Below are 23,586 nucleotides of genomic sequence, written 5' to 3'. Positions count from 1 at the left end.
GCTACGGCCCGCCCCCGGGCCCGCAGCAGGGCCAGATGATGCCGCCGGGGCACACCGCCCCGCCGCAGCAGGAGCCGCAGAACACCGACAGCCTCAGCTCCGAGAACCTCCTGGGCGAGCGCCGCATCGCGCCGTCCTCCGGGTGGCGGCGCGCCGTCTACAAGGCGACCGCGGGCGGCATCCACCCCGGCGAGTCGCAGGGCGAGCTGCGCCGCAAGGACCTCATCGCGCGGGCCCGCACCCCCGTCGCCGGCGGGCACCACCGGGTCGCGGTCATGTCGCTGAAGGGCGGCGTCGGCAAGACGACCACCACCACCGGCCTCGGCTCCATGCTCGGCTCCTTCCGCGGCGACCGGGTCATCGCGGTGGACGCCAACCCCGACCGCGGGACGCTCTCCGACAAGGTGCGGCTGGAGACCGCGGCGACCGTCCGCGACCTGCTCAACAACCGCGACAACATCCACCGGTACGCGGACGTGCGCGCGTTCACCTCGCAGAACGAGGCGCGGCTGGAGATCCTCGCCTCCGACCGCGACCCGGCGGTCAGCGAGGCGTTCTCCGCCGAGGACTACGCGGCCGTCGCCGTCGTCCTGGAGCAGTACTACTCGGTCTGCATCACCGACTGCGGCACCGGCCTGCTGCACTCGGCGATGGCGGGCGTGCTGAGCCTCGCCGACCAGCTCGTCCTGGTCAGCTCCCCGTCGGTGGACGGCGCCCGCTCCGCGAGCGCGACCCTCGACTGGCTGGAGGCGCACGACCACGGGCACCTCGTCCGCAACGGCGTCGTCGTCCTGTCGATGGTCCGCAACCGGACCCGCAGCCAGGTCGACCTCGACAAGCTCCAGGCGCACTTCGAGAGCCGCTGCCGCGCGGTCGTCCGCATCCCCTACGACGACCACCTGGAGGAGGGCGCCGAGGTCGAGCTGGAGCAGCTCGCCCCCGCGACGCGCGAGGCGTACCTCACCCTCGCCGCCGTCGTCGGGGACGGCTTCGCCTTCCAACGCCCGCCCCAGCCCTGACCGGCCGGGTAGGGTCACGTTCCGTGACGGACGTCGATGGCTTGTACGTGGGGAAGGCGGGGCCGGACGCGGCCGGGGACCGGGGGTGGCTGCTCGGGCACTTCAAGGCGCCCGGCGACCTGCGGCACAGCGACGAGGTCGAGATCAAGTGGGGCGTCCACCCGAAGGGGGAGCGGCGCGCCCAGTGGACGGACGGCGAGAAGCGCACCGCGCTGCTCGTCCTGATCAGCGGCCGGTTCCGGCTGGAGTTCCCCGGCCGGAACGTGGTCCTCGCCGAGCAGGGCGACTACGTGGTGTGGGGCCGCGGCGTCGACCACTCGTGGGAGGCCGAGGAGGAGTCGGTCGTCATGACGGTCCGGTGGCCGTCCATTCCCGGCTACCGCGTCCCCGACGGAGCCTCTGAGGAACCGTAGGCGGCCGGGGCGCGTCCCAGCGGCCATGATCGGCAGAGTGCGGTCGGCGCCGGCCGCGGCGGTCCTGGCGCTGTGCGCGGGCTGCTCGGGTTCTTCGTCCGGCCAGGTGGTGTGCTCGCCGTGCGGGCCGCCGGTGACCGTCACCGTGTCGGGCCTGGGGCAGTTGGTGGGCGACGGCTGGCGCGTCCGTGTCTGCGTCGGGGAACTGCCGTGCACGGCCCTGCCCGTCCCCGGACGGAAGGCGACGCCCTCGTGCGGGCAGGTTCCCTGCAATTGGGCTGGGCCGGACGCCCTGCAAGTGACCCTCAGTGGTGAGGCGCGTCCCTTGGCAGGGCTGCCCGTGCGGGTGACCACGTCTAGGCGCGGCAAGACCGGTGTGGTGCAGGGGACTGCGACGATGGCGTTCACCGCCGGACGCAAGCCGTGCGGCTGCGACCGCGCGCACGCCGATGTCAGGGTCGGGTGAACTCCGCATATGCGGTCGATGGCAGGTCGCGGTGACCGCTATCGTGGTCGGTGGCCGCATGAACGGCCGCCGGGAGAGTTCGCATAGTGGACTAGTGCAGGCGCCTTGAAAGCGCCCAGGGCTGGGGACAGTCCTCGTGGGTTCGAATCCCACACTCTCCGCTCGGAAGGGTGCACCCCGCTCATGCGGGACGTTCGCCGTGGGACTCGCCGAACGTTACAAAGGGGCCGACTCGTGCGGAAGGCATCCGTTACCCTCTTCGGCATGTCGCAGACACCGAATGATCCGGCCGGCACGACGCACCAGTTCCAGAACTTCGCCAGCCAGGCGCAGCCGCAGAAGTCCGGCCCGAACGTCGGTCTGATCGTCGGCGTCGTCGCGGTGGTCGCGGTCGTCGTGGTCCTCGTCGGCGCGATCATGATGCTCGGCTAGCCGGCGCCGGGGTCACCGGCCCGAGCTGCTGAAATGCTGGTAGTCCTTGGCGCCGTTCCATTCGCCGCCCCAGCCCCAGCCGATCGAGGCGAACGCCTTCACCACCTTGTCGCCGGAGTGGATCATGCCCGGCGCGTCCAGCTTGCGGTTCTTGTACTTCGTGCAGTCCTTGTGGGCGATGCGCCCGTTCGCGTAGACGTAGGGGTTCTGGCAGGGGTTGATGTCGACGGCGAGGCCGTAGGCGTGCTGGGAGAAGGAGTCGGACCCGGTCGCGTTGCGGCAGTTGAACGCGGAGGTGTTGTTGGCCTCGATCGAGTCGAAGTCGCTGCCGCCGTACTTGTCGACGGGCTCCATGCGCTCGATCGGGTAGCGCATGGCGTACAGCTTCTTGAAGACGGAGACGAGGTCGTCGGCCGCCTTGGCGTTGACGACGAGGCGGCCGCCGGTGTGCGGCCGGTCGTCCATCCCCCAGTAGGTCATCTCGATCATCCGCAGCCCGGACGGCGCCACGGGGCAGCCCTTGCGCCAGGACGCACTCAGGTCGCCGGCGGTCACCTTCTTGACCGCGGCCTGGAAGCTCTGGTTCGTCGGGGCCGCCGACGGCGACGGCGTGCCGGACGCGGTGGGCGGGGTGGCGGGCGGCGACTCACCGGACTCGTCGCCGCGGCCACATCCGGTCGCCACGAGCGCCACCCCGAGCAGTGCGGCGAGGATGGACGCGCTGGAAATCGGCCCTCTACCTGGCATCTTTGCAGCATACGCAGGTCAGGAGCGGTACGTGCGACGCCACTGGTTCGCTACCGTGCGTTTGAACGCGCGCCCGCCGGATAGGGGCCGGGACGGACGGGCCGTGGACGCTGACTCAACCGCCGGGCATGTCGCCCGGTGACGTCCGGTCGCAGGGAGCCGGCATGACGGAAGCTCAGGAGAGCGACCTCCCCAGCCTCGAAGACGAGATCTTCGCCGTGGCGCACAGTGTGGAGGTGGAGCAGGGAGCCGTGCAGCCGCGGCTGCCCGCGGACAGGGCGCAGGTCCTGGTGGAGCGCGCGCGCGTGTTCCTCGGGCGGGACGTGAAGGCGCTGACGGCGGGCTTCTGCGTGTTCCTGTTCGTCGACATCGTGATGATGTGGGCGCCGCTGATGATGAGCCGCCGTCCGAGCCTGCTGCCGCAGTTCGTCACGCTGCTGCTGCTGGCGTACGGGCTCGGCGGGCTGCTCGTGTGGAAGGTCGGGGGGCGGTGGCGGACGTTCGGCATCGGCATGATGCTCGCCTGGGTGTTCCTGACGCTGGTGTCCGTCGGCTTCCTGACCGGGGTGACGTTCCCCCTCTGACCCGCCCTCTGCCTTGCCCGCGCTCGGTCAGGCGGGGCCGAGGCGCTTCAGGACGAGGCTGAACGCGCGCCCGACGGCCTCAAGGTCGGCCGGGTCGACGACGTCGATGAAGAACGTCCGGACGGTCTCGACGTGGTCGCGGGCGGCGCGTTCGAGCGCCGCGTACCCGTCGTCGGTGAGGTGGGCGAAGACGCCGCGCTTGTCGTTGGGGCAGCTGTCGCGCTTGACCAGGCCCTTGCCCTCGAGGCGGGAGCAGGTGTGCGACAGCCGGCTGCGGGACTGGCTGGCGTTCTCGGCGAGTTCGGCCATCCGCAGCCGCCGCTCGGGAGCCTCCGACAGCCGGACGAGGATCTCGTACTCCGAGACCGACAGGCCGTGCTTGGTCTTGAGGTCCCGGTCCATCATCTCGGTGAGCCGGACGCTGCCGTCCACGTATGCCCGCCAATCGCGCTGCTGGGCGGCGTCGAGCCAGCGAGGTTCGCTCATACCGGGAAGTATAGAACATATGTTGAAGATTCAACTAGTGCGCGCTATCTTCACGGTAGCAGTACCCGCCGCCGGACCCGTACGGCGGAATAGTTGATGATTCAACTACGTTCCGGGGAGCAGTGCACCGCCCGGCCGGGACGGGCACCCGAACGAGGGAGAACCCCATGCCTGCCGTGATGGCCGACCCGCTGACCCTGCCCCGCCTCCCGCTGCTGCCGCAGGCGGACACCGACTGGCGCCGCGTCGCCAAGGTCGTGACCGCCCAGCGCCACCTCGAAGGCGAGGGGTTCCAGGTCCGGCGCCCCTTCCCGGGCATCGACCTGTCCCTGGCCGACCCGTTCCTGCTCCTCGACCACATGGGCGCCGTCGAGTACGCGCCCGGCGAGGCGAAGGGCACCCCGTGGCATCCGCACCGCGGGTTCGAGACGGTCACCTACATCATCGACGGCGCGTTCCAGCACCAGGACACCACCGGCGGGGGCGGCCTCATCTCGGACGGCGCCACGCAGTGGATGACGGCCGCGTCCGGGATCCAGCACATCGAGCAGCCGCCGCCCGAGCTGGTCGACAAGGGCGGGCTGTTCCACGGCGTCCAGCTGTGGGTGAACCTGCCGCGCGCCCAGAAGTGGGTCGCGCCGCGCTACCAGGACATCGAGGCCCGCGACGTCAAGCTGCTGGCCGCCGACGACGGCTCGTCCCTCGTGCGCGTCATCGCCGGATCGGTCGCCGGGTACGACGGCCCAGGCGTCACCTACACGCCGATCAACTACCTGCACGCGACGGTCGCACCGGGCGCCAGGCTCGCGCTGCCGTGGCCGCGGGAGTTCAACGCGCTCGTGTACGTGCTCTCCGGGCGCGGTACGGTCGGCGTGGAGGAAGTGGGCCTGGACGAGGGCCAGCTCGCCGTGTTCGCCGGCACCCACAACAAGGGCACCGGTGACGGGCTGGTCGTCCGCGCGGCCGACGCCCAGCCGTCGGCCAGCGCGAACGGGTGGGAGATCCTGATCCTCGGCGGGCTGCCGATCCGCGAGCCGGTCGCCCGGTACGGGCCGTTCGTGATGAACACCCGTGACGAGATCATCCAGGCCTTCGAGGACTTCCAGGCCGGACGGATGGGCACCGTCCCCGCGGAGAAGGTGCCGCACCGGTCCGACGCCGACGAGTCCCTCGCCTGACCCCCGCGGGCGGTCCTGTCCGGTACCCCGCTCCGGACAGGCCCGCCCCGGGCCTTTTCGACGGCGGCCGGGTCGATGTCGCGGTTCGCGTGACGCGACCCGGCGCATGCGCTACTGTGTTCGAACAGTCGAACAGCAGTTCGACTTGTTCGGAACGCGCTCGCCTCGGGAGGCGACATGGTGGCGACGGCCACGCGAGGGCATGAGGCCCCGGCGCGCTGCGGGCGGCGGCAGGCGACACGCCGCAGCGTTTTCTACGCAAATCTACGGCCGCAGCTATATCGCCTCATAGAGTCCGACAGCGTGGACCCCGTGCGCAACCCCTATGCCCCGGGCGCCGGGCAGCGCCCTCCCGAGCTGGCCGGCCGCGACCGCGAGCTCAAGCAGTTCGAGGTGGTGCTCGAACGCGTGGCCCGCGGCCGCCCCGAGCGCAGCATGATCGTCATCGGGCTGCGCGGCGTGGGCAAGACCGTGCTGCTCAACGCGTTCCGGTCGATGGCCATCCAGCGGCTGTGGGGGACGGGCAAGATCGAGGCCCGGCCCGACCAGTCGATCCGGCGCCCGGTCGCCTCCGCGCTGCACCGGGCCGTCCGCGAACTCGCGCCCCGGCACCGCGCGCCCGACCGCATCGAGGAGTTCCTCGGCGTGCTGAAGGCGTTCGCCCAGTCGGGCCCCGAGCCGTCCGGCAAGGCCAAGGCGCGCGCGCACCGCTGGCAGCCCGGCATCGACGTGCCCGCCGCGCGCGGCCGCGCCGACTCCGGCGACCTGGAGATCGACCTCACCGAGCTGTTCGTGGACGCCGCGTCCGTCGCGACCGACGTCGGCGTCGGGATCGCCCTGTTCGTCGACGAGATGCAGGACATCCCCGCCGACGACGTCTCCGCGCTGTGCGCCGCGTGCCACGAGCTGTCGCAGGTCGGCGGGCCGCTGATCGTGGTGGGCGCGGGCCTGCCGCACCTGCCGGCCGTCCTGTCCGCCAGCAAGTCCTACTCCGAGCGGCTGTTCCGGTACGCGCGGATCGACCGGCTCGACCGGGAGTCCGCCGACCACGCCCTGATGGCCCCCGCCGAGCGCGAGGACGTCACCTTCACCGAGGACGCCCTCGACGCCCTGTACGGCGCGGCCGACGGCTACCCCTACTTCGTCCAGGCGTACGCGAAGGTCGTCTGGGACGTCGCCCCCGACACCCCGATCACGGCGGACGACATCAAGGTCGCCGCCCCCGAGGCGGAGAGCGAACTCGCGGTCGGCTTCTTCGGCAGCCGCTACGAGCGCGCCACCCCCGCCGAGCGCGACTACATGCGCGCGATGGCCATGCTCGGCGACGACCCGGTGCCCACGGCCTCGGTCGCCGACGAGCTGGGCCGCAAACCGTCCAGCCTGTCGCCCGCCCGCGACGGACTCATCAAGAAGGGCCTCATCTACAGCGCCGAACGCGGCATGGTCGCCTTCACGGTCCCGCACTTCGGCAAGTTCCTCCGCTCCCAACCCGCCTGACGCCCGCTTGGGCTCTATCAAGTTCTCTAGCAAAAAAGCTAGAGAACCGTAGAAATCCGCATCGCCACCGCACAGTCAGCCGGATATACGCCTCTCTAGCTCCAGCCATAGAGAGCCGTATATTTCTCTCGCCACGCCTCTGGGCAAATCTAAAGCTCTCTAACATCTCTCGTAGAAAGGACTAGACACTCACAGAAACGCGTGTGTGGTTCTGGGGCTGGACGCGGTAGCGCAGGTGCAGGACCTGTTTTGCGGGGTCCTCGGCCTGCGGGGTGGCCAGGCGGCGGATCGGGTCCAGTTCGATGTGTTCGGGTGGGAGGTCGCCGAACAGGCGGCGGCCCTGGCCGAGGAGGACGGGGACGACGTGCAGTTCCAGTTCGTCGAGCTGGCCTGCCCGCAGCAGTGCCCGGGCCGCTCCGGCGCCGTGCACCATCACGTCGGCGTCGCCGGCCGCCGCGCGGGCCCGGGCGGCGCACTCGGCGGCGTCCGTGACGTAGCGGACGCTGCCCGGCGGCGGGTCGTCCGGGACGTCGTGGGTCAGGACGAAGACGGGAACGCCGTCGTGATGGTCGCCCTGCCAGCGGCCGGCGTGCTCGTAGGTGCGGCGGCCGGAGATGACGGCGCGGGTGGCCAGTACCTCCCGGTACACCTGTCCGCTGGGTCCCGGGTCGTTGCGGCGGTCGAGCCAGTTGAAGAGCCGGAAGCCGCCGATGCCCATGGGCGCGTCCGGGCCGTCCTGCGGCCCGGCGACGTAACCGTCCAGGGACATGGTCATGTACAGGCGGATGGTCGCCATCGCCTCAGCCCTCCGTCCGCACGCGGTAGCGCAGGTGGGTCACGCCCGCCCCGTCCGCGGTGCGGAGCAGTTCGAGCTCGATGTGGTCGGGCGGCATGTCGGCGAAGAGCGGTTCGCCCTGGCCGAGCAGGACCGGGACCAGGTGGATCTGCAGCTCGTCGAGGACGCCCGCGCCGAGTGCCAGCCGCGCGGTGCGGGCTCCGTGGACCAGGACGTCCTTGTCGCCGGCCGCGTCTTTGGCCGCGTTCATCGCGGCCGTCACGTCGTCCACATAGGTGACCCCGGGCCAGTGCGGCTCCGGGGCCCGCCGGCGGGTCAGGACGAAGATCGGCACGCCGTCGTGGTGGTCGCCGCCCCAGCCGCCGGCGAGTTCGAACGTCCGCCGTCCGGCGACGACCGCCCCGCTGGCCATGGCCTCGTCCATGACCTCGCGGTTCACGCCCGCCAGGCGGTCGAGGTCCCTCCTGTGCCCGGCGTCGGCGTCCGGCAGGAACCACTCGTGGAGCCGATGCCCCTCGTCGCCGAGCCCGTTGCCCGGTACCGCATTGGGCCCGGCGATGAACCCGTCCACCGACATCGACATGTACAGCACGCTCTGACTCACATTCGGGTCCTTTCGGTACGTCCGGCGGGGTGACGCCGTCCGGGTGAGACCTGGTACGTGCCCAGCATGTGAGAGCGCGGCGCCGGGTGATATCCCAGATTTCTGGGAAGACGCCGCCGATCGTCCTAGGATCTCGGTCGTGGTCAACGCGGTTGCGGCGCGGGCGCGCGTCCGCGACGAGATCGTCAGGCTGGCTCACCGAGGGCTGTCCGTGGCGGAGTTCTCCCGGGCCGTCGGCGACGCCCTGGGCCGGGCCGTGCCCGCCGAGGGCACCTGCCTGATGACGACCGACCCGGCGACCATGCTCCCGACCGCCGAGTTCGTGGAGAACGGCCTGCCCGCGGCGGAGCTGCTCCGGCTGGTGGAGATCGAGGTGCGCGAGCCGGACTTCAACACGTGGGCGCAGCTCGCCCGTGCCGGACGGCCGGCGGGCAGCCTGAGCGAGGCCACCGCCGGCGATCTCGACCGGAGCCCGCGCCAGCGCGAGATCCGGCGCCCCGGCGGTTTCTCCGACGAGCTGCGGGTGGTGCTCGCCGGCGGCACGGGCACGTGGGGGCAGCTGACCGTGTTCAGGGAGGCCGAGCGCCCGCACTTCTCCCCGGACGAGGTCGAGTTCGCCTCGTCGGTGGCCCCCCTGATCACCGATGGACTGCGGCGCGGCCTGTTACTCGATGCCGCACGGGCCGGGGACGACGACGTCGGTCTGCTCGTGCTCGACACCGAGGACGGCGTGCGCATGTCCAACGAGGCGGCGGAGCTCTGGCTGGACGAGCTGGGCATCGGTGAGAGAGCGGGCGCCCGGCTTCCGCTGGTGGTCTCCGCCGTCGCCCGCCGCACCCGCGACCTCCGCGACCCGTCGGCGGGTGCCGCACCCTCGCCGGCCAGGGCCCGGGCGCGCACCCGGGCCGGGCGGTGGCTGATCGTCCGCGGCTCGCTGCTGGCCGACGGTTCCGAACCGCAGGTCGCGGTGATGCTAGAAGCCGCCCGCCCCGCCGAGATGGCGCCCCTGATGGTCGCGGCCTACGGCTTCACCGACAGCGAGCGCCGGGTCACCGAGCTGGTGGCGCGGGGCCTGTCCACCAGGCAGATCGCCGGACGGCTGCACGTGTCGTCGTACACGGTGCAGGACCACCTAAAATCGATCTTCGCCAAGTCGGGCGCCGGGTCGCGCGGTGATCTGATCGCCCGGCTGTTCCTCGATCACCATGCCGCCTCACTGACCGCGGGACGCACGTGAGGGCCTCGGTGAATGGGTAGATAGGCGACGTATGGCCATGTGACGGGCAGGACGTGCATGTCGGGGGGAAACATGGCAGACGACGACCGGTTCCGCGGTCAGGATCCGGACCACCAGTTCAATCAGGACGACGACGTCCAGGACGAGTCGGCGGCGCAGCACGACCCGGGGCGCTACCGGTGGCAGGACGAGTCCTCGCCCGGCGGGGTGCGCGGGCCGTCCCGCCATGACGACGACTTCGGCAGCTTCGAGGACGAGTCGGGGAGCGACGACGCCACTTGGTGATCTCGCCGCGTGAGCAAGGGGCCGCACCCCTGCCGGGGCCGCGGCCCCCAACGGCCACCCCCGGTTAGCCCGGTCGAGAGGTCTCTAAAGGGCTATTGGGCCTGTCCAATATGGGGCTAGACGGGCGCAGAGAGGTCGGGGACGGCGACCGCCGAGCGGACGGTGCGGTCCCGTTCGGCCGTGGACACGGCGAAGACGATCTCCACGTCGCGGTCGTCCGCCCGGCCCGCGAACGCGACGAACCGCCAGCCGCCCTCGCGCCACACGTCCAGCGGGACGGCGCTGGCGATCGCGTTCTCGTGCTCGGCCCACGCCGCGCTCGCGTAGAGCGCCGCGTACGTCTCCGCCAGCGGGCTGCGCCGCCGCTCGGCCGGCAGGCCGGCGGGCCGCCGGCGCCGCTCCGCCAGTTCGGCCAGCTCGGGGGAGAGCGCCGCGAACAGCGCCACCTCGACCGCGAAGACGAGCCCCACCTGGACCTGCACGTCGCGCAGCACGTCCACGCCCGCGAGCGGCGCGCCGAGTGAGGCCACCGCCGCGCCGGTGAACAGCACGGCCCGCAGCACGCTGCGCCGCCCGACCCGCTTGCCGCTGAGGCCGCCGAAGCAGCCGCATCCGGCGTCGGGCCTGCGGACCCGCAGCTCCCCGACCACCCAGGTCGCGGCGGCGAACGCGACCGTCGTCGCGAGCCGCACCGACAGGTGCGAGGTGACCAGCAGCGCGAGCCCGAGGACGCTTTCGCCGAAGCCGAGGCCGACCGCCATGCCGCGGCTGCCGCGCAGCGCGGTGAGCCGCGCGAGCCCGGCCGGCACCGGGACGCCGTGCACGTGGTCGGGCGGCGCGCCCGCCGTCCGCTCCCGGACGATCAGCTTCGCCGCGCCCGCGGCCAGCAGCACCGCCGCCAGCAGGAGCACCTGCGTGTTCTGGAACGCGGTCACCATGGCCCCTCCTCGGCGGGCGGCAGGTGCGGGCGGACGGAGGCGTTGAAGCACCCCGCCTCCAGGTCGCCGCCGAGCCCGGCGAACGCGACGGGCGTCAGCTCGACGATCCGGCCGCGCGGGGACGCGTCGCACTCCACGCACCGGTCGCAGAAGCGGGCCGCGGTGCAGCCGCACTCGATCACCGGGACGGTCGCGGCCCGCCCGCCGCACTCGTTGCGGACGGTCAGCTCCCCGCCCAGCGACAGGTACGGGAACGGGACGCAACCGGACGGGGCGTCCGCGCACCCGCCGGAGGTCCCCTCGGAGTCGACCGCCGGATAGGCCGCCCCGTCCGGCGCCGCGCCGCCGGCGTCCCCGAACCAGGTCGCCGTGCCGTGCAGCACCTCGGGCACGGGTGCCGTCGCGTCGGGCGCGGCGAGGTCGTCCGCGCGGTATCCGGGCTGGGACGTGCCGGGCCGCACCGCGTGCGGCCCGTCGGGGGTCCCGACGCAGATCACGTCGAGGAGGTATCCGGGCTCCAGCCGCGGGTGCCGGACCAGGATCCGCTGCAGGGCGTGCGGGGGGATCACCACATGGGCGCGCCCGCGGTGCGCCCCCATGTCCACCTCCACGGTGTCCCTCCCGCACGCCGAGATCGTGCCGGCGACGCGTCCGATCCCGACCCACACCCGGTCGGCGGCGGCCACCCCCGGCGCCCCGGCGCCGGCCGTCCCCCCGCGTTGCCGGACGACCACGGGGCGGCCCGGGCGGAGCGCGGCGAGGCCCCCGCGCCCGCCGTGCCAGATCCGCGTGGCGTCGCTCATCGCGAGCCGGACCTCCGTGCCGCCCGCATCCACCACCAGCAGGTGCGGGCTGGCGTCGAGGACGGTCCCGGCCAGCGCGCGCAGCGGCGGCTCGGCGTCCTGCGACGGGGGCGCGGCCGCCCCGAAGACGGCCTCCCGCCGCCGGCGCCGCGCGGCCGTGGCGAGGCGTGCGCGCGTTTCGAGGCGTGCGTCGGTGCGCGGGGAGGGCGGCATCACGGAGACTCCGGCAGGATTGATCACTCTGGGCGACCGACGGGACGACGGTGCGTCAAGGGTCACGTCCCGTGACTCGGCCTGTCGACGGATTTGTCGCGATAAGTCGACCGCCGGGGGATGTCTGATCTACCTGGGATGAAGATTATGAACTGGTTGACCCGGATATGTAGTTTTTGTAGGCCCGGAATTACGATCTTCATGCGAGGGTCGACCATACCCGGGAGTCGCCGACGGCGGCTCCGCAACCCCTTGGTCCGGTGGTGAAGTGAACGCGACGCGGCACGAGGAGTTCCGCGCGTACGTGGCGGAACGCGGGCCCGTGCTGCTGCGCGCCGCGACCCGGCTCACCTCCGACCGGGCCGAGGCCGAGGACCTCCTCCAGGCCGCCCTCGCCAAGACCTACCTCGCCTGGGACCGTATCGAGGACCGCGCCGCCGTGGACGGCTACGTCCGGCGCGCCATGGTCAACACGCAGATCTCCTGGTGGCGGCGCCGCAAACTGGAGGTCTACCCCACCGACCGGCTCCCGGACCGCCCCGTCGACGACCACACCGACCGCAGCGAGATGCGCGACGCCCTCGGCCGCGCCCTCGACCGCCTCCCCGAACGGCAGCGCCTCGCCGTCATGCTCCGCTATTACGAGGACATGTCGGAAAGGGAGATCGCCGAAGTGCTCGGCGTCAGCGTGGGCACGGTGAAATCCACCGTCTCCCGAGCAATGGCCCGCCTAAGGGAGCTGTACTAGCCGCAGGCTTGGCCCAGGGAGCGACTCCCCCTACGCAAACAGGGATTCCAGGGGGTCGCCCCCCTGGGCCAACACTGCAAGAATCCGGTTCTGGAATCCGCCGCGAGCTGGAGGTCGCTCATGTGGAGCACCATGCAGGATTTCCCGCTGACGATTACGACGATCATGCGCTACGGCGCGGAGATCTTCGGTTCCGCCGAGGTCTCCACCTGGACGGGGGACGGCGCGCGGCGCCGGAGCTACGCGGAGGTCGGGGAGCGCGCCGGCCGGCTGGCCGGGGCGCTGCGCGGCCTCGGGGTGGACGGTGACCAGCGCGTCGCCACGTTCATGTGGAACAACGCCGAGCATCTGGAGGCGTACCTGGCGGTGCCGTCGATGGGCGCCGTCCTGCACACGCTCAACCTGCGGCTGTTCCCCGACCAGCTCGTCTACATCGCCAACCACGCCGAGGACCGGGTCGTCATCGTCGACGGGTCGCTGATCCCGCTGCTGGCGCCGGTGCTGCCGCAGCTGAAGACCGTCCGGCACGTGGTCGTGGTGGGGGACGGCGACCGGGCGCCGCTGGAGGGCGCGGGCAAGGAGCTGCACGGGTACGAGGAGCTGCTGGACGCGGCGCCGGCGGAGTTCGCGTGGCCGGAGATCGACGAGCGGTCCGCGGCGGCGATGTGCTACACGAGCGGTACGACCGGGAACCCGAAGGGCGTCGTCTACTCGCACCGGTCGGCGTACCTGCACTCGATGGCGACGTGCACGGGCAACGCGATCGGGCTGAGCGCGTCCGACGTCGTGCTGCCGGTGGTCCCGATGTTCCACGCGAACGCCTGGGGGATGCCCTACGCGGCGGTGATGGCGGGCGCCTCGCTGGCGATGCCGGACCGGTTCCTGCAGGCCGAGCCGCTCGTCCGGCTGATCGAGACCGAGCGCCCGACGGTCGCCGGGGCGGTGCCGACGATCTGGTCGGACGTCCTGCGGTACACGCGGGAGCACGGGTCCGACCTCAGCTCGCTGCGGCTCGTGCCGTGCGGCGGGTCGGCGGTGCCGGAGGCGCTGATGCGCGGGTTCGACGAGATCGGCGTCCGCATCGTGCAGGCGTGGGGGATGACCGAGACCTCGCCGGTCGCGTCGGTCGCGCACCCGCCGGCGAAGGCCGCGCCGGACGACGCGTGGCGGGCCCGGATCAGCCAGGGCCGCGTCCTCGCGGGCCTGGAGATGCGGATCGTCGGGGACGGCGACCGGGTGCTGCCGAACGACGGCGAGGCGGTGGGGGAGGTCGAGATCCGCGGCCCGTGGATCACCGGCGCCTACCACCTCGACGCGGACCCGGCGAAGTTCCACGACGGCTGGCTGCGCACCGGGGACGTGGGGACGCTGTCGGCGGACGGCTTCCTCGTCCTCACCGACCGGGCGAAGGACGTCATCAAGTCCGGCGGCGAGTGGATCTCGTCGGTGGAGCTGGAGAACCATCTGATGGCGCATCCGGACGTCGTCGAGGCGGCCGTGGTCGGCGTGCCCGACGAGCGGTGGCAGGAGCGGCCGCTGGCCTCGGTGGTGCTGCGCGAGGGCGCGGAGGTCACCCCGGCGGCGCTGCGGGAGTTCCTGTCCGACCGAATCCCGAAGTGGCAGCTGCCCGAGCGGTGGTCGTTCATCGCCGAGGTGCCGAAGACGTCCGTGGGCAAGTTCGACAAGAAGGTGCTGCGGCGCCGGTACGCCGACGGTGACCTGGAGGTTCGCCGCGCGGACTGAGCCGGCCGGGCGGCTGACTCGATTCTGACGACGAGTCATGCGCCACGTGGGCACGGAGAGAGGCGATAACGCGCCCGGGTGTTACCTTAATGGTGATTTCGGGAGATGATGTGGTGCGAATGGGGTCCGCGGGTGTATGCAAGGTGGGCTGATTGTCCGGATGACCCCCGTGGGGGCGGACCCCTCATGCCGCTGCCGGGAGCGTGAATGCCCAGGTTGTCCACCTCCGCACGCTCGGCCGACCACAAGCTGGTCAAGGGGCTGAACGAAGGCGACGAGGCGGCGCTCGCCGCACTCTATGACGAGTACGCCGAGCGCCTTTATGACTACGCACTGTCAATGTCGGGCGATGCGAAGGTCGCGGCCGACATCGTCCATGACGCGTTCATCGACGCCTGCCGCCGGGCCCCCCGGATGCGCGACCATCTGTACCTGAGTTCCTGGCTGTACGGGGCGGCGCGGCGGCGCTGCGTCCGGCGGGGGCGCGCGAAGGCGCTGTTCTTCGACCGGGAGGCCGAGTTCGCCGACCCGCCGTTCCCGGACCGTGCCGACGGCGACGGCCTCGGCCTCGACTGGCCGCCGTCCGGCGACATGCACCGCCTGCTGCGCGCCGCCCTCGCCCGGCTGGAGCCGGTCGACCAGGAGGTGATGCTCCTGGCGTTCCGGCACGGGCTGCGGCCCGCCCGGCTCGGCGCCGCGCTCGGGCTGTCGCCGCGGCGGGCGGCGATGCGGGTGCGCAAGGCCCGCGCCGAGCTGGAGGACGCGCTCCGGGACGCGGTGCGCGCCGCCGAGCGCGCCTGCGCGGCGGGCCCGGTGGAGGAGGCCCCCGAAGCCGCGGGGGACGCCGGGATCGCCGTCCTGGCCGCCCGCGCCCCGGCGGAGGAGGCCGAGGAGGCGGCGCCGCCCGCGCCCGCCGCCCGTCCCGGCCCGGCCGGACGGGTGCTGCGGATGCTGCGCGGCGGGGGCGACGACTCCCCCGCCGACCCCGAGACCGAGCGGCACGTCGCCGACTGCCTCGCCTGCCTGCGCCGCGGCCGGGTGTCCCCCGCCGCGCTGCTGCGCCGGGCGCCCGCGCCGGTGCTGCCGGCCGCGCTGCGGCACCGCGTCATGCACACCGCCACCGACCCGGAGCTGGCCGGCTACCGGGCCGACATCGCCGCGCGCGGCGGCCCGCTCACTCCGTCCGGCCTGCCGAGCCAGCCGGACGTGCCGTCGCCGTTCACCCGCCGCTGGCTGTTCACCGTCGGCGGCATGGCGGGCGCGCTCGTCGCCGCGCTGGTCGCGGCGTTCGTGATGGGGCCCGGCATCGGCAGCGGCACGCTGTCCTGGCCGCCGTTCCGCACGGGCCCGCAGCCGTCGATCACCCACGAGTCGCCGCAGGAGCGCGGCTCCGGCGGCGGCGGGCACCCGTCGCCCGGGGGCCCGAGCGGGGGGCCGCAGGCGCGGCCCGTCCAGCCGTCCCCCGGGCTGCGGCCGGACGAGAAGACGACCGTGCACCCCACGGACCCGTCCTCGCCGACGCCGCCGGCGCAGCCGACGCAGCCGCCCGCCAAGACCGGCGTCCTCGTGGTGAACCCCGCCAAGGTCGAGATGTACGGCACCAAGACCGCCCACGTCAGCCTCGCCGCCGAGAGCGGGCCGGTGTCGTGGACGGCGATGACGTCGTCGAACCAGCTGATCCTCTCGGAGATGCAGGGCGGCATGTCGGCGGGCGGCACGACCGAGCTGACGCTCACCCTCCGCACGGCGCTCATCGGGCTGCCCGGTCAGGGCACGCTCACGTTCACCGACTCCGAGGGCGCGAGCCACCAGGTGAAGGTCGTCTGGGGCGCCACCCTGCTGTGACGGCTCAGCCGTCGGCGGGCTGCCGCTCCAGCGCGTCGCGGAGCGTCTCGAGCCGCTCGCCGAGCGCCTCCTGGACGCGGGCCTCCATCGCCCGCGCGATGAACGGGTCGACGACCATCTTCACCAGCGGCCGCATCCGGCGGACCACGGCGGCGATCTCCGCGACCTCGGCGCCGTCCGGGGACGGCTGCCGCTCCAGCCGGTCGAAGACGTTCTCCTGGACGAGGTTGACGAACCGCCCGGCGATCACGTCGCAGTCGGCGCGGATCTCGGCGGCGATGTCGAGGACGGAGTCGAGCGGGATGCCGGCGGCGACCAGTTCGGCGCCGACGTGCAGCAGGCGCGGGCTCGGCACCCGGAACGTGTCGCCGTCCGGCTCGATCAGCCCGAGTTCGATCGTGCGCTCCCGGACGCGGGCCACCTCGTCCTCGTCGAGGCCGGCGCCGAAGATCTCGACCAGTTCCTCGTAGGTGGTGGTGCCGGGGATCTCGTCCGACCAGGGGTCGGTGAGGACCTTCTCCAGCCCGAGGACCTCGCCGACGTCCTTGCCCGTCTCCCACGCCGACAGCAGGTCCTTGATGATCGCGAAGGTGTAGCCGCGGCCGAGCAGGTTGCCGATCAGCCGGAGCCGCGCGAGGTGCGAGTCGTCGTAGAGCCCGACGCGGCCCTCCAGGCGTGGCGGCGGCAGCAGCCCCCGGTCCTGGTAGGCGCGGATGTTGCGCACGGTGCTTCCGGCCAGCCGCGCCAGCTCGTCGATTCGGTACTCGGCCATGCCCCGTCCGCCGGCTCGTTCGATGTCCCCCGTGATCTTACCCGCGCACCATTGTTACATCGTCCGATGGCACATAGGCTGCCGGGCATGGCGGACGACATCGAGGAGACCCTCCTCGGCGGCCCCCTGCGCTACACGCGCAAGGAGGTCGAGGCCCTCTCCGGCGTCACGGACGACTACGCGCGCCGGATCTGGCAGGCGCTCGGCTTCCCGGCCCCGCCCGACGACGAGGTCGCGTTCACCGACGGCGACGTCGCCGCGCTCCGCGAGATCAAGGACCTGCTCTCCCACGCGATGGTGGACGAGGAGATGGTGCTCCAGCTCGCCCGCGCCGTCGGCCAGACGATGGGCCGGCTCGCGAGCTGGCTCGGCGACGTGTGGCTGCAGCGGCTCGCCGCGCTGCCGTCCGACGAGCCCGTCACGGCGGAGCTGGTCACCGCCGCGCTCGCCGCCACCGAGGAGCTGCGCCCGGCGTTCGAGCGGCTGCTGCTGCAGGGCTGGCGCCGCCAGCTCACCGCCGCCGGCATGCGCGCCGCCGCGACCACGGCCGCCGCCCAGTCCGACCCGGCGGCGGGACTCGCCCACCTCGGCGTCGGCTTCGCCGACGTCGTGTCCTTCACCCGCCTGAGCCGCCGCCTCGACGGCGACGGCCTCGCCGCCTTCGTCGAGCGCTTCGAGTCGGCGACCGCCGAGATCGTCGCCGAGGCGGGCGGCCGCGTCGTGAAGACCCTGGGGGACGAGGTCCTGTTCGTCGCGCCGTCCCCGTCCGCCGCCGCCGAGATCGGCCTGCGCATCGCGGAGCACTTCAACGAGGCCCCCGACTTCCCGCAGGTCCGCGTGGGGCTCGCGTACGGCGAGGTCATCCAGCGCTTGGGCGACGTGTTCGGCACGCCGGTCAACATGGCCGCCCGCCTGACGTCCACCGCCTACCCGGGGACGGTCCTGGCCGGGCCCGACCTGGCGGCAGCCCTCCCGTCCGGCACGTTCCACACGTCCGGCCTCCGCCCCCGCCCGCTCCAGGGCCTCGGCCGCGTGAGGCCCTACGTGCTCCGCCGCCCCCGCCGCGCCTGATCGCCGGCCGCCGAGCGCGCCGTGTCGGTCGCGACCGGCGTTCGGCGGCCTGCGGCGGAGGAGAAGGCCGGTGATTCGCGCGATGCCTCAGGCGCCGGGGGCGGCGGACACTGTGCTTCCCCCAACCCGCTTCCACGGAGGCAACCATGCGCCCGGCCTTACGGCTCCCCAAGCGGCGGGCGGCCGCCGCGACCCTCGGGGCGGTGCTGTCCGCGGCACTGCTCAGCGCCCCGGCCGCCGTCCCCGCCGCCCATGCGGCCACCGATCCGGTGACCAGTGTCCCGCCCGCCGGTGAGCACGGCTTCCCGTTCCTGGCCGCGGCCGAGGACCTCGGCTCGTTCGGCTACACCGAAAGCGAGTACTTCTTCTCCGGCACGGCCGCGTCCTACGCCAAGGCCGGCCTCTGGCGGTCGGACGGCCGCTGGGACGTGCGCGAGTCCGGCCGCGCCGCGTTCAAGAGCCGGCTCCTGGTGCGCCGCCCCGCCGATCCGGCGAAGTTCAACGGCACCGTCGTGGTCGAATGGCTCAACGTCAGCGGCCAGCTCGAACTCTCCCCCGACTACTGGTTCACGCGGGACGAGCTGCTCCGCAAGGGGTACGCCTGGGTCGGCGTCTCCGCGCAGTCGGTCGGCGTCAACGGCGGGCTCGGCGAGATCAAGGGCCTCAAGGGCTGGGACCCGGCCCGCTACGGCACCCTCGTCCACCCCGGCGACGCCTACGCGTACGACATCTTCTCCCAGGCCGGGCGGGCGCTGCGCAGCCCGGACGGCCCCGACCCGCTCGGCGGGCTGAAGGTCACGACGCTGCTCGCGGACGGCGAGTCGCAGTCCGCCGGCTTCATGACGACCTACGCCAACGCCGTCCAGCCCGTCGCGCGCGTCTACGACGGCTTCATGATCCACAGCAACAGCGCCGTCGCGTCCCCGATCAGCGGCGAGCTGGCCGACATCCTGTGGATGCCGAACCCGTCCCGGATCAGGACGGACCTGACCGTCCCGACGTTCGTCGTGCTCACCGAGACCGACGTCCCGGGCGCGTTCGCGGCCCGGCAGCCCGACACCGGCGGCGTCGTCCACTGGGAGCTGGCCGGGACCGCGCACGGCGACCAGTGGGCGTTCGACCTGGGCGGACCCACGATCAGGAAGTCGGCCGGCGACGCCGCGCCCAAGCCCGACTGCGCCGCCGGGTCGGCGCCGTTCAACGACGGCCCCGGCCACTACTCGATGAACGCCGCGCTGCGCCTGCTGGCGGGCTGGGCGCGAGGCGGAGCGGCGCCGCCGAGCGGGCCGGAGCTGAACACGGTCCTGCGCGACCCGCGCACGGGCCTCGCCACCGGCGGCATCCGGCTGCCCGACGTCGCGGTCCCCACCCGGACCCTCAGCGGCGAGCGCGACACCAGCGGCAGCGGCATCTTCTGCGGGCTGTACGGCGCCAGCGACCCGTGGAACGGCGACGCCGACCCCTGGGACCGGCACGACGGCGGCGACCCGTCCGACCCGTCGTTCCCCCGCACCGCCGAACCGGTGCTGAGCAGGCTCTACCCGACGCACGCCGACTACGTGGCCAAGGTGCGGGCCGCCGCGCAGCAGTCCGTGGACGCGCGCTACCTCCTGCCGGAGGACGCGGCGGCGATCGTCGCCGCGGCCGAGTCCGGACCGAATCGGTCAGGAATCGAGAAGCGCAGGTCAGGAGCCCGTGCCTAGCGTGGTGTCCATGGACATCACCATTCACACGAGCTTCCTGCCGCACGACGACCCGGAGGAGTCCCTGGCCTTCTACCGCGACGTCCTGGGCTTCGAGGTCCGCAACGACGTCGGGCAGGGCAAGATGCGCTGGATCACGGTCGGCCCCGCCGGCCAGCCCGACACCTCGATCCTGCTGGCGCCGCCCGCCACCGACCCCGGCATCACCGAGGACGAGCGCCGCACCATCGCGGAGATGATGGCGAAGGGCACCTACGGCTGGATCCTGCTGGCCACCCCGAACCTCGACGAGACCTTCGAGAAGGTGCAGTCCCACGACGTCGAGATCGTCCAGGAGCCGACCGACCAGCCGTACGGGATCCGCGACTGCGCGTTCCGCGACCCCGCCGGGAACATGCTCCGCGTCCAGGAGCACCGCTGATCCATCCGTCCGCCGACCCGTCCGCCGACCCGTCCGTCCCCCGTCCCGGCCCGGTACGTCCGGGCCGGGACGGGCTGCTTGTCCCCCGAGCGAGCTACCGGAGAGTGTCCACCGCACGGTGAAGATTCCGAATCGCGTGATCCATAGCGTTTCTCCTGGCCGCGGCGCCCATGCCGCGGGGATCTCGCGAAGGAGTCACCATGAAGCTGCTGATCCAGCTCCTGGCGGTCGGGGCGGTCGCCGCCATCGGCGGCGCCGCCACCCAGGCGGTCACGTGGAGCACGCTCCCCACGCTCGGCCTCGGCCTCGCGTCCGCCGTGCTGGCGCTGTTCGTGTACGCCTTCGTGGTCGGCCGGACGGAGCGCCGCCCGGTGGACGAGCTGGCCCGCGAGGGCGCGCTGCCCGCCCTCGGCCGGGGCGCGCTGATCGGCCTGGCGATGTTCGGCGCCGTCATCGTCAACCTCGCCTTCCTCGGTGACTACGAGGTCGACGGCATCGGCTCGTGGACGGGCCCGATCGCGCTGGTCGGCTTCATGGCCGCCGCCGCGGTGACGGAGGAGCTGCTCTTCCGCGGCGTCCTGTTCCGCATCATCGAGAAGCGCATCGGCACCTGGTGGTCGCTGGCGCTCACCGGCCTGGTGTTCGGCCTGATGCACCTGGGCAACGAGAACGCCACCTTCTGGGGCGCCATCGCCATCGCCATCGAGGCGGGCGGCATGCTCGGCGCCGCCTACGCCGCGACCCGGAGCCTCTGGCTGCCGATCGGCCTGCACTTCGCCTGGAACTTCGCCGGCGCCGGCATCTTCGGCACCGCGGTCTCCGGCAAGGACGCCCCCGAGGGGCTGCTGGACGGCGTGACCTCGGGCCCGACCCTGATCAGCGGCGGGGAGTTCGGCCCGGAGGCGAGCCTGTACTCGGTCGTGTTCGGCGCCCTGCTGACGGTCTTCTTCATGCGGCTGGCCCACCGGCGCGGCAACCTGGTTCCCCGGAGGCGCCGCGACCGCGCCGCCGCGACCGCTAGCCTCGCCCAGTGATCGATCTCCGGACGATCCCGGACAGGTGGCGCCGATGGGACGTCATGGTCCGGGATCTGCCCCTCGCGCTGGTGCTGGTGGTCGGGTCGCTCATCCCGGCCCTGCACGGCTACGGAACCCACGTCGGCGACGTCGCGAACCGGCCCTACGACGCGCTGGCGATCGTGGCGGTCGTCCTGCAGGGCCTCCCCCTCGTGGTGCGCCGCCGCTGGCCGGACGTGTGCCTCGCCGTCGTCGCGGCCGGCTTCGCGATCGACCAGCTCCGCGGCTACCACACGTTCGCGGGCACCGGGCTGGCCATCGCGGTGCTGAGCATGGGCGCGCACCAGGAGCGGTTCCGCCGCACCGTCCTCGTCGTCGTCACCGCGGCGTACGCGGTGCTGGCGGTCGCCCTCGACCGGGCCGGCGGCGGTGACCGGCCGGACGAGTACGTGACGTTCTACCTGGCACTGGGCGTCGTATGGGGCGTGGGGGCGTGGCTGCGCTCCACTCGCGCCGCCGAGGCCGAGCGCCGCCTCCGCCTCGCCGAGGCGACCCGCGCCGCCGAGCGCAGCCGCATCGCCCGCGAACTCCACGACGTCGTGACCCACCACGTGACGGCGATGGTCGTCCAGGCGGAGGCGGCGCGCTACCTGACCGCCGCGCCCGACCGGCTGGACGACACCCTCACCGCCGTCACCGACACGGGCCGGCGCGCCATCAGCGACCTGCGGCAGCTGCTCGACGTGCTGAACCCCGACCACGGCGCCGAGCCGAGGATGCCGTCGATCGACGACCTCGGGACGCTCGTCGAGCAGACGCGGCGGGCCGGGCAGCCCGTGGAGTTCACCGAGGAGGGCACACCGGCCACCTCGACCGGTAACGCCGAATTCACCACCTACCGGGTGGTTCAGGAGGCCCTCACGAACGCGCTCAAGTACGCTCACGGCAGCCGTACCGAGGTGCGCGTCCGCTACGCCGAGAAGGAGATCACCGTGGAGGTCGGGAACGACGGGTCCGGGTCGCGGTCCGCGTCTCCCGGCGGCGGCGGGCGCGGGCTCACCGGGCTGCGCGAGCGGGTCGGCACCCTCGGCGGCGAGTTCAGCGCGGACGGCCGGCCGGACGGCGGCTTCACCGTGCGGGCCCGCATCCCCGCGGGGAGCGGCTCGTGACCGATCCGGTCCGGGTGCTGGTCTGCGACGACCAGGCGCTGATCCGCACCGGCTTCGCGACGATCATCGACGCGCAGCCCGACCTGGAGGTGGTGGGCGAGTGCGGCGACGGCCGCACCGCCGTCGACCTCGTCGGCAGGCTGAAGCCCGACCTGGTGGTGATGGACGTCCGGATGCCCGTCCTCGACGGCATCGAGGCGACCCGGCTGCTCGCGGGCGCCGGGGTCGCCGACCCCGTGAAGGTGCTCGTGGTGACGACGTTCAACCTCGACGAGTACGTGTACGAGGCGCTGCGCGCGGGGGCGAGCGGGTTCCTGCTGAAGGACGCCCCGCCCGCTCAGCTGCTGCACGGCATCCGCACCGTCGCCTCGGGGGCGGCGCTGCTCGCGCCCGAGGTGACGCGGCAGCTCGTCGGCCGGTTCGCGGCCCGGATCCGGCCCACCGAGGACACCCCGCCCGAGACCGCGCTGACCCCGCGCGAGCTGGAGGTCCTGCGCCTCATCGCCGACGGCCTGTCCAACAGCGAGATCGCCGGGACGCTGGTGATCAGCCAGGAGACCGTCAAGACGTACGTGTCGCGGATCCTCACCAAGCTCGACCTGCGCGACCGCGTCCAGGCGGTCGTCTACGCCTACCGCCGCGGCCTGGTGACCTGACCCCCGGCGCCGGGGGCCTACGAGCTGGACGGGACGGTCTTGATGACCTTGCCCTTCCGGTTGACGGCGAGGTAGCCGCCGCCGTAGTCGTCGGTGAGGTAGACCATCATCGTCGGCTGGTCGCCGTTGAACGTCCAGGCGGCCTTCACGATGACGTACCGGTTGGTCGGCTTGGGCACCTTGAGCGTGCGCTCCGCGCGGCGCATCAGCGCGGGCAGCGCGTTCCAGTCGAAGGTCGCGGGGTTCACCTTGGCGTCGCCGGTCGTGATGGCGATGCTGGGCCGGCGGCGCACCGCCGCGTCCGCGCCCTTCTCGTAGGTGTAGTTGTCGAAGGCGCCGCGCCGCCCGGCCACCGGGGCGTCGGCGTCGGCGTGCTCGGGGTACACGGTGAGCTCGGCGAACTCCTTGCTGCCGGAGGCCGCCGCGAACTTCTTGATCACGTCCCGGACGGCGGCCGGGGTGAGCAGGGTCGCGGGCTCCTTCGGGCCGCTGCCGGTCTCGGCGAGGCTGTCGGTCGGGGACGTGTTGGGACGGCCCTCGCCGAGGGACGCCGACTCGCCGGCCGCGTCGAGGAGGCCGGGAAGGACGACGAAGGCGGTCCCGATGAGCGCGGCGATCGCGGTGACCACCGGGACGGCGGCGATGAGCGCGATCAGCCCGGCCCGGCTCCGCCGCCGCTGCGGCGGAGGGGCCGCCTGCGCGGGGTAGGTGCTGTCTCTTATACCCATCTCCGAGCCCACGAGA

25 protein-coding genes, 1 tRNA gene and 1 pseudogene are annotated in these 23,586 nt (G+C 72.9%); 19 read left to right on the top strand and 8 right to left on the bottom strand.

The features are described from left to right. The 5 genes from ETD96_RS15245 to ETD96_RS44770 form a co-directional block, all read left to right on the top strand. A partial coding sequence (locus tag ETD96_RS15245) for a MinD/ParA family ATP-binding protein (RefSeq protein ID WP_240807673.1) occupies positions 1–1,019 on the top strand: 1,019 nt, incomplete at its 5' end. 23 nt (positions 1,020–1,042) lie between these two features. After that, on the top strand, positions 1,043–1,432 hold the full coding sequence (locus ETD96_RS15240; protein WP_138636999.1) for a cupin domain-containing protein: 390 nt from the start codon (positions 1,043–1,045) through the stop codon (positions 1,430–1,432). 37 nt (positions 1,433–1,469) lie between these two features. Then, entirely contained in the window at positions 1,470–1,898 is a 429-nt protein-coding gene (locus tag ETD96_RS15235; protein WP_138636998.1) for a hypothetical protein, read from the top strand. Positions 1,899–1,970: 72 nt separating this feature from the next. Next, positions 1,971–2,059 (top strand) — tRNA-Ser (locus ETD96_RS15230). Between the two features lie 103 nt (positions 2,060–2,162). Next, positions 2,163–2,330, top strand: a complete 168-nt coding sequence (locus ETD96_RS44770; RefSeq protein WP_171069037.1) for a hypothetical protein — start codon at positions 2,163–2,165, stop codon at positions 2,328–2,330. Between the two features lie 12 nt (positions 2,331–2,342). Here the strand turns inward: ETD96_RS44770 and ETD96_RS15225 are convergent, their stop codons facing one another. Then, positions 2,343–3,077 carry a M15 family metallopeptidase gene (locus ETD96_RS15225; protein WP_138636997.1) on the bottom strand — a complete coding sequence of 245 codons (735 nt, stop codon included), beginning with the start codon at positions 3,075–3,077 and terminating at the stop codon, positions 2,343–2,345. A 164-nt stretch (positions 3,078–3,241) separates the two neighbouring features. On the opposite strand from ETD96_RS15225, the gene ETD96_RS15220 reads away from it, so the two are divergent. Next, complete coding sequence (locus ETD96_RS15220) at positions 3,242–3,661, top strand: hypothetical protein (protein WP_138636996.1); 420 nt, start codon at positions 3,242–3,244, stop codon at positions 3,659–3,661. A 27-nt stretch (positions 3,662–3,688) separates the two neighbouring features. Here the strand turns inward: ETD96_RS15220 and ETD96_RS15215 are convergent, their stop codons facing one another. Continuing rightward, the gene (locus ETD96_RS15215) at positions 3,689–4,147 is read right to left on the bottom strand and encodes a MarR family winged helix-turn-helix transcriptional regulator (protein WP_138636995.1); all 459 of its coding nucleotides are present in this window, start codon (positions 4,145–4,147) and stop codon (positions 3,689–3,691) included. A 167-nt stretch (positions 4,148–4,314) separates the two neighbouring features. Here ETD96_RS15215 and ETD96_RS15210 point away from each other — a divergent pair, with 167 nt between their 5' ends. Together ETD96_RS15210 and ETD96_RS15205 are read left to right on the top strand one after the other, a co-directional pair. Next, positions 4,315–5,325, top strand: a complete 1,011-nt coding sequence (locus tag ETD96_RS15210; protein ID WP_138636994.1) for a pirin family protein — start codon at positions 4,315–4,317, stop codon at positions 5,323–5,325. 312 nt (positions 5,326–5,637) lie between these two features. Then, complete coding sequence (locus ETD96_RS15205; protein ID WP_435817967.1) at positions 5,638–6,822, top strand: ATP-binding protein; 1,185 nt, start codon at positions 5,638–5,640, stop codon at positions 6,820–6,822. 181 nt (positions 6,823–7,003) lie between these two features. Here the strand turns inward: ETD96_RS15205 and ETD96_RS15200 are convergent, their stop codons facing one another. Together ETD96_RS15200 and ETD96_RS15195 are read right to left on the bottom strand one after the other, a co-directional pair. After that, on the bottom strand, positions 7,004–7,618 hold the full coding sequence (locus tag ETD96_RS15200) for a dihydrofolate reductase family protein (protein ID WP_138636992.1): 615 nt from the start codon (positions 7,616–7,618) through the stop codon (positions 7,004–7,006). Between the two features lie 4 nt (positions 7,619–7,622). After that, positions 7,623–8,222, bottom strand: a complete 600-nt coding sequence (locus ETD96_RS15195; RefSeq protein ID WP_205719273.1) for a dihydrofolate reductase family protein — start codon at positions 8,220–8,222, stop codon at positions 7,623–7,625. A gap of 139 nt (positions 8,223–8,361) precedes the next feature. On the opposite strand from ETD96_RS15195, the gene ETD96_RS46665 reads away from it, so the two are divergent. Continuing rightward, positions 8,362–9,459, top strand: a complete 1,098-nt coding sequence (locus ETD96_RS46665; RefSeq protein ID WP_138636991.1) for a helix-turn-helix transcriptional regulator — start codon at positions 8,362–8,364, stop codon at positions 9,457–9,459. A gap of 72 nt (positions 9,460–9,531) precedes the next feature. After that, positions 9,532–9,744, top strand: a complete 213-nt coding sequence (locus ETD96_RS15185; protein WP_138636990.1) for a hypothetical protein — start codon at positions 9,532–9,534, stop codon at positions 9,742–9,744. 116 nt (positions 9,745–9,860) lie between these two features. On the opposite strand, the gene ETD96_RS15180 is transcribed toward ETD96_RS15185, so the two are convergent. Together ETD96_RS15180 and ETD96_RS15175 are read right to left on the bottom strand one after the other, a co-directional pair. Beyond that, positions 9,861–10,682 carry a MauE/DoxX family redox-associated membrane protein gene (locus ETD96_RS15180; protein ID WP_138636989.1) on the bottom strand — a complete coding sequence of 274 codons (822 nt, stop codon included), beginning with the start codon at positions 10,680–10,682 and terminating at the stop codon, positions 9,861–9,863. After that, positions 10,676–11,698 carry a hypothetical protein gene (locus ETD96_RS15175; protein WP_138636988.1) on the bottom strand — a complete coding sequence of 341 codons (1,023 nt, stop codon included), beginning with the start codon at positions 11,696–11,698 and terminating at the stop codon, positions 10,676–10,678. Before ETD96_RS15175 ends, ETD96_RS15180 begins: the two co-directional genes overlap by 7 nt. Before the next feature lie 268 nt (positions 11,699–11,966). Between ETD96_RS15175 and ETD96_RS15170 the strand changes: the two genes are divergently transcribed. The 3 genes from ETD96_RS15170 (at position 11,967) to ETD96_RS15160 (ending at position 16,034) form a co-directional block, all read left to right on the top strand. Next, entirely contained in the window at positions 11,967–12,446 is a 480-nt protein-coding gene (locus ETD96_RS15170) for a SigE family RNA polymerase sigma factor (protein WP_138636987.1), read from the top strand. Positions 12,447–12,578: 132 nt separating this feature from the next. Then, positions 12,579–14,189: a long-chain fatty acid--CoA ligase gene (locus tag ETD96_RS15165; protein WP_240807671.1), complete on the top strand. Its 1,611-nt coding sequence runs from the start codon at positions 12,579–12,581 to the stop codon at positions 14,187–14,189. A gap of 207 nt (positions 14,190–14,396) precedes the next feature. Continuing rightward, entirely contained in the window at positions 14,397–16,034 is a 1,638-nt protein-coding gene (locus ETD96_RS15160) for an RNA polymerase sigma factor (RefSeq protein ID WP_138636985.1), read from the top strand. Between the two features lie 4 nt (positions 16,035–16,038). On the opposite strand, the gene ETD96_RS15155 is transcribed toward ETD96_RS15160, so the two are convergent. Then, the gene (locus ETD96_RS15155) at positions 16,039–16,806 is read right to left on the bottom strand and encodes a MerR family transcriptional regulator (protein ID WP_138636984.1); all 768 of its coding nucleotides are present in this window, start codon (positions 16,804–16,806) and stop codon (positions 16,039–16,041) included. 87 nt (positions 16,807–16,893) lie between these two features. Here ETD96_RS15155 and ETD96_RS15150 point away from each other — a divergent pair, with 87 nt between their 5' ends. The 6 genes from ETD96_RS15150 to ETD96_RS15125 all read left to right on the top strand — a co-directional run bounded on the left by ETD96_RS15150 (position 16,894) and on the right by ETD96_RS15125 (position 22,842). Beyond that, on the top strand, positions 16,894–17,877 hold the full coding sequence (locus tag ETD96_RS15150) for an adenylate/guanylate cyclase domain-containing protein (protein ID WP_138637000.1): 984 nt from the start codon (positions 16,894–16,896) through the stop codon (positions 17,875–17,877). Between the two features lie 146 nt (positions 17,878–18,023). Beyond that, positions 18,024–19,580 carry an alpha/beta hydrolase domain-containing protein gene (locus ETD96_RS15145; protein WP_138636983.1) on the top strand — a complete coding sequence of 519 codons (1,557 nt, stop codon included), beginning with the start codon at positions 18,024–18,026 and terminating at the stop codon, positions 19,578–19,580. A gap of 10 nt (positions 19,581–19,590) precedes the next feature. Beyond that, positions 19,591–20,001 (top strand): VOC family protein, encoded by a 411-nt coding sequence (locus ETD96_RS15140; protein ID WP_138636982.1) that lies wholly within the window; start codon positions 19,591–19,593, stop codon positions 19,999–20,001. 200 nt (positions 20,002–20,201) lie between these two features. Beyond that, positions 20,202–21,035: a CPBP family intramembrane glutamic endopeptidase gene (locus ETD96_RS15135; RefSeq protein ID WP_138636981.1), complete on the top strand. Its 834-nt coding sequence runs from the start codon at positions 20,202–20,204 to the stop codon at positions 21,033–21,035. Beyond that, a complete protein-coding gene (locus tag ETD96_RS15130; protein ID WP_138636980.1) occupies positions 21,032–22,186 on the top strand; it encodes a sensor histidine kinase in 1,155 nt (384 codons plus the stop codon). Before ETD96_RS15135 ends, ETD96_RS15130 begins: the two co-directional genes overlap by 4 nt. Further along, positions 22,183–22,842 carry a response regulator gene (locus tag ETD96_RS15125; protein WP_138636979.1) on the top strand — a complete coding sequence of 220 codons (660 nt, stop codon included), beginning with the start codon at positions 22,183–22,185 and terminating at the stop codon, positions 22,840–22,842. Before ETD96_RS15130 ends, ETD96_RS15125 begins: the two co-directional genes overlap by 4 nt. Positions 22,843–22,859: 17 nt before the next feature. Here the strand turns inward: ETD96_RS15125 and ETD96_RS44765 are convergent. Further along, positions 22,860–23,586, bottom strand: a pseudogene (locus ETD96_RS44765) (hypothetical protein); the annotation flags it as partial.

The organism is Actinomadura geliboluensis, from assembly GCF_005889745.1.
Classification (GTDB): domain Bacteria; phylum Actinomycetota; class Actinomycetes; order Streptosporangiales; family Streptosporangiaceae; genus Spirillospora; species Spirillospora geliboluensis.
This window is presented reverse-complemented; position numbering and strand designations above follow the sequence as displayed.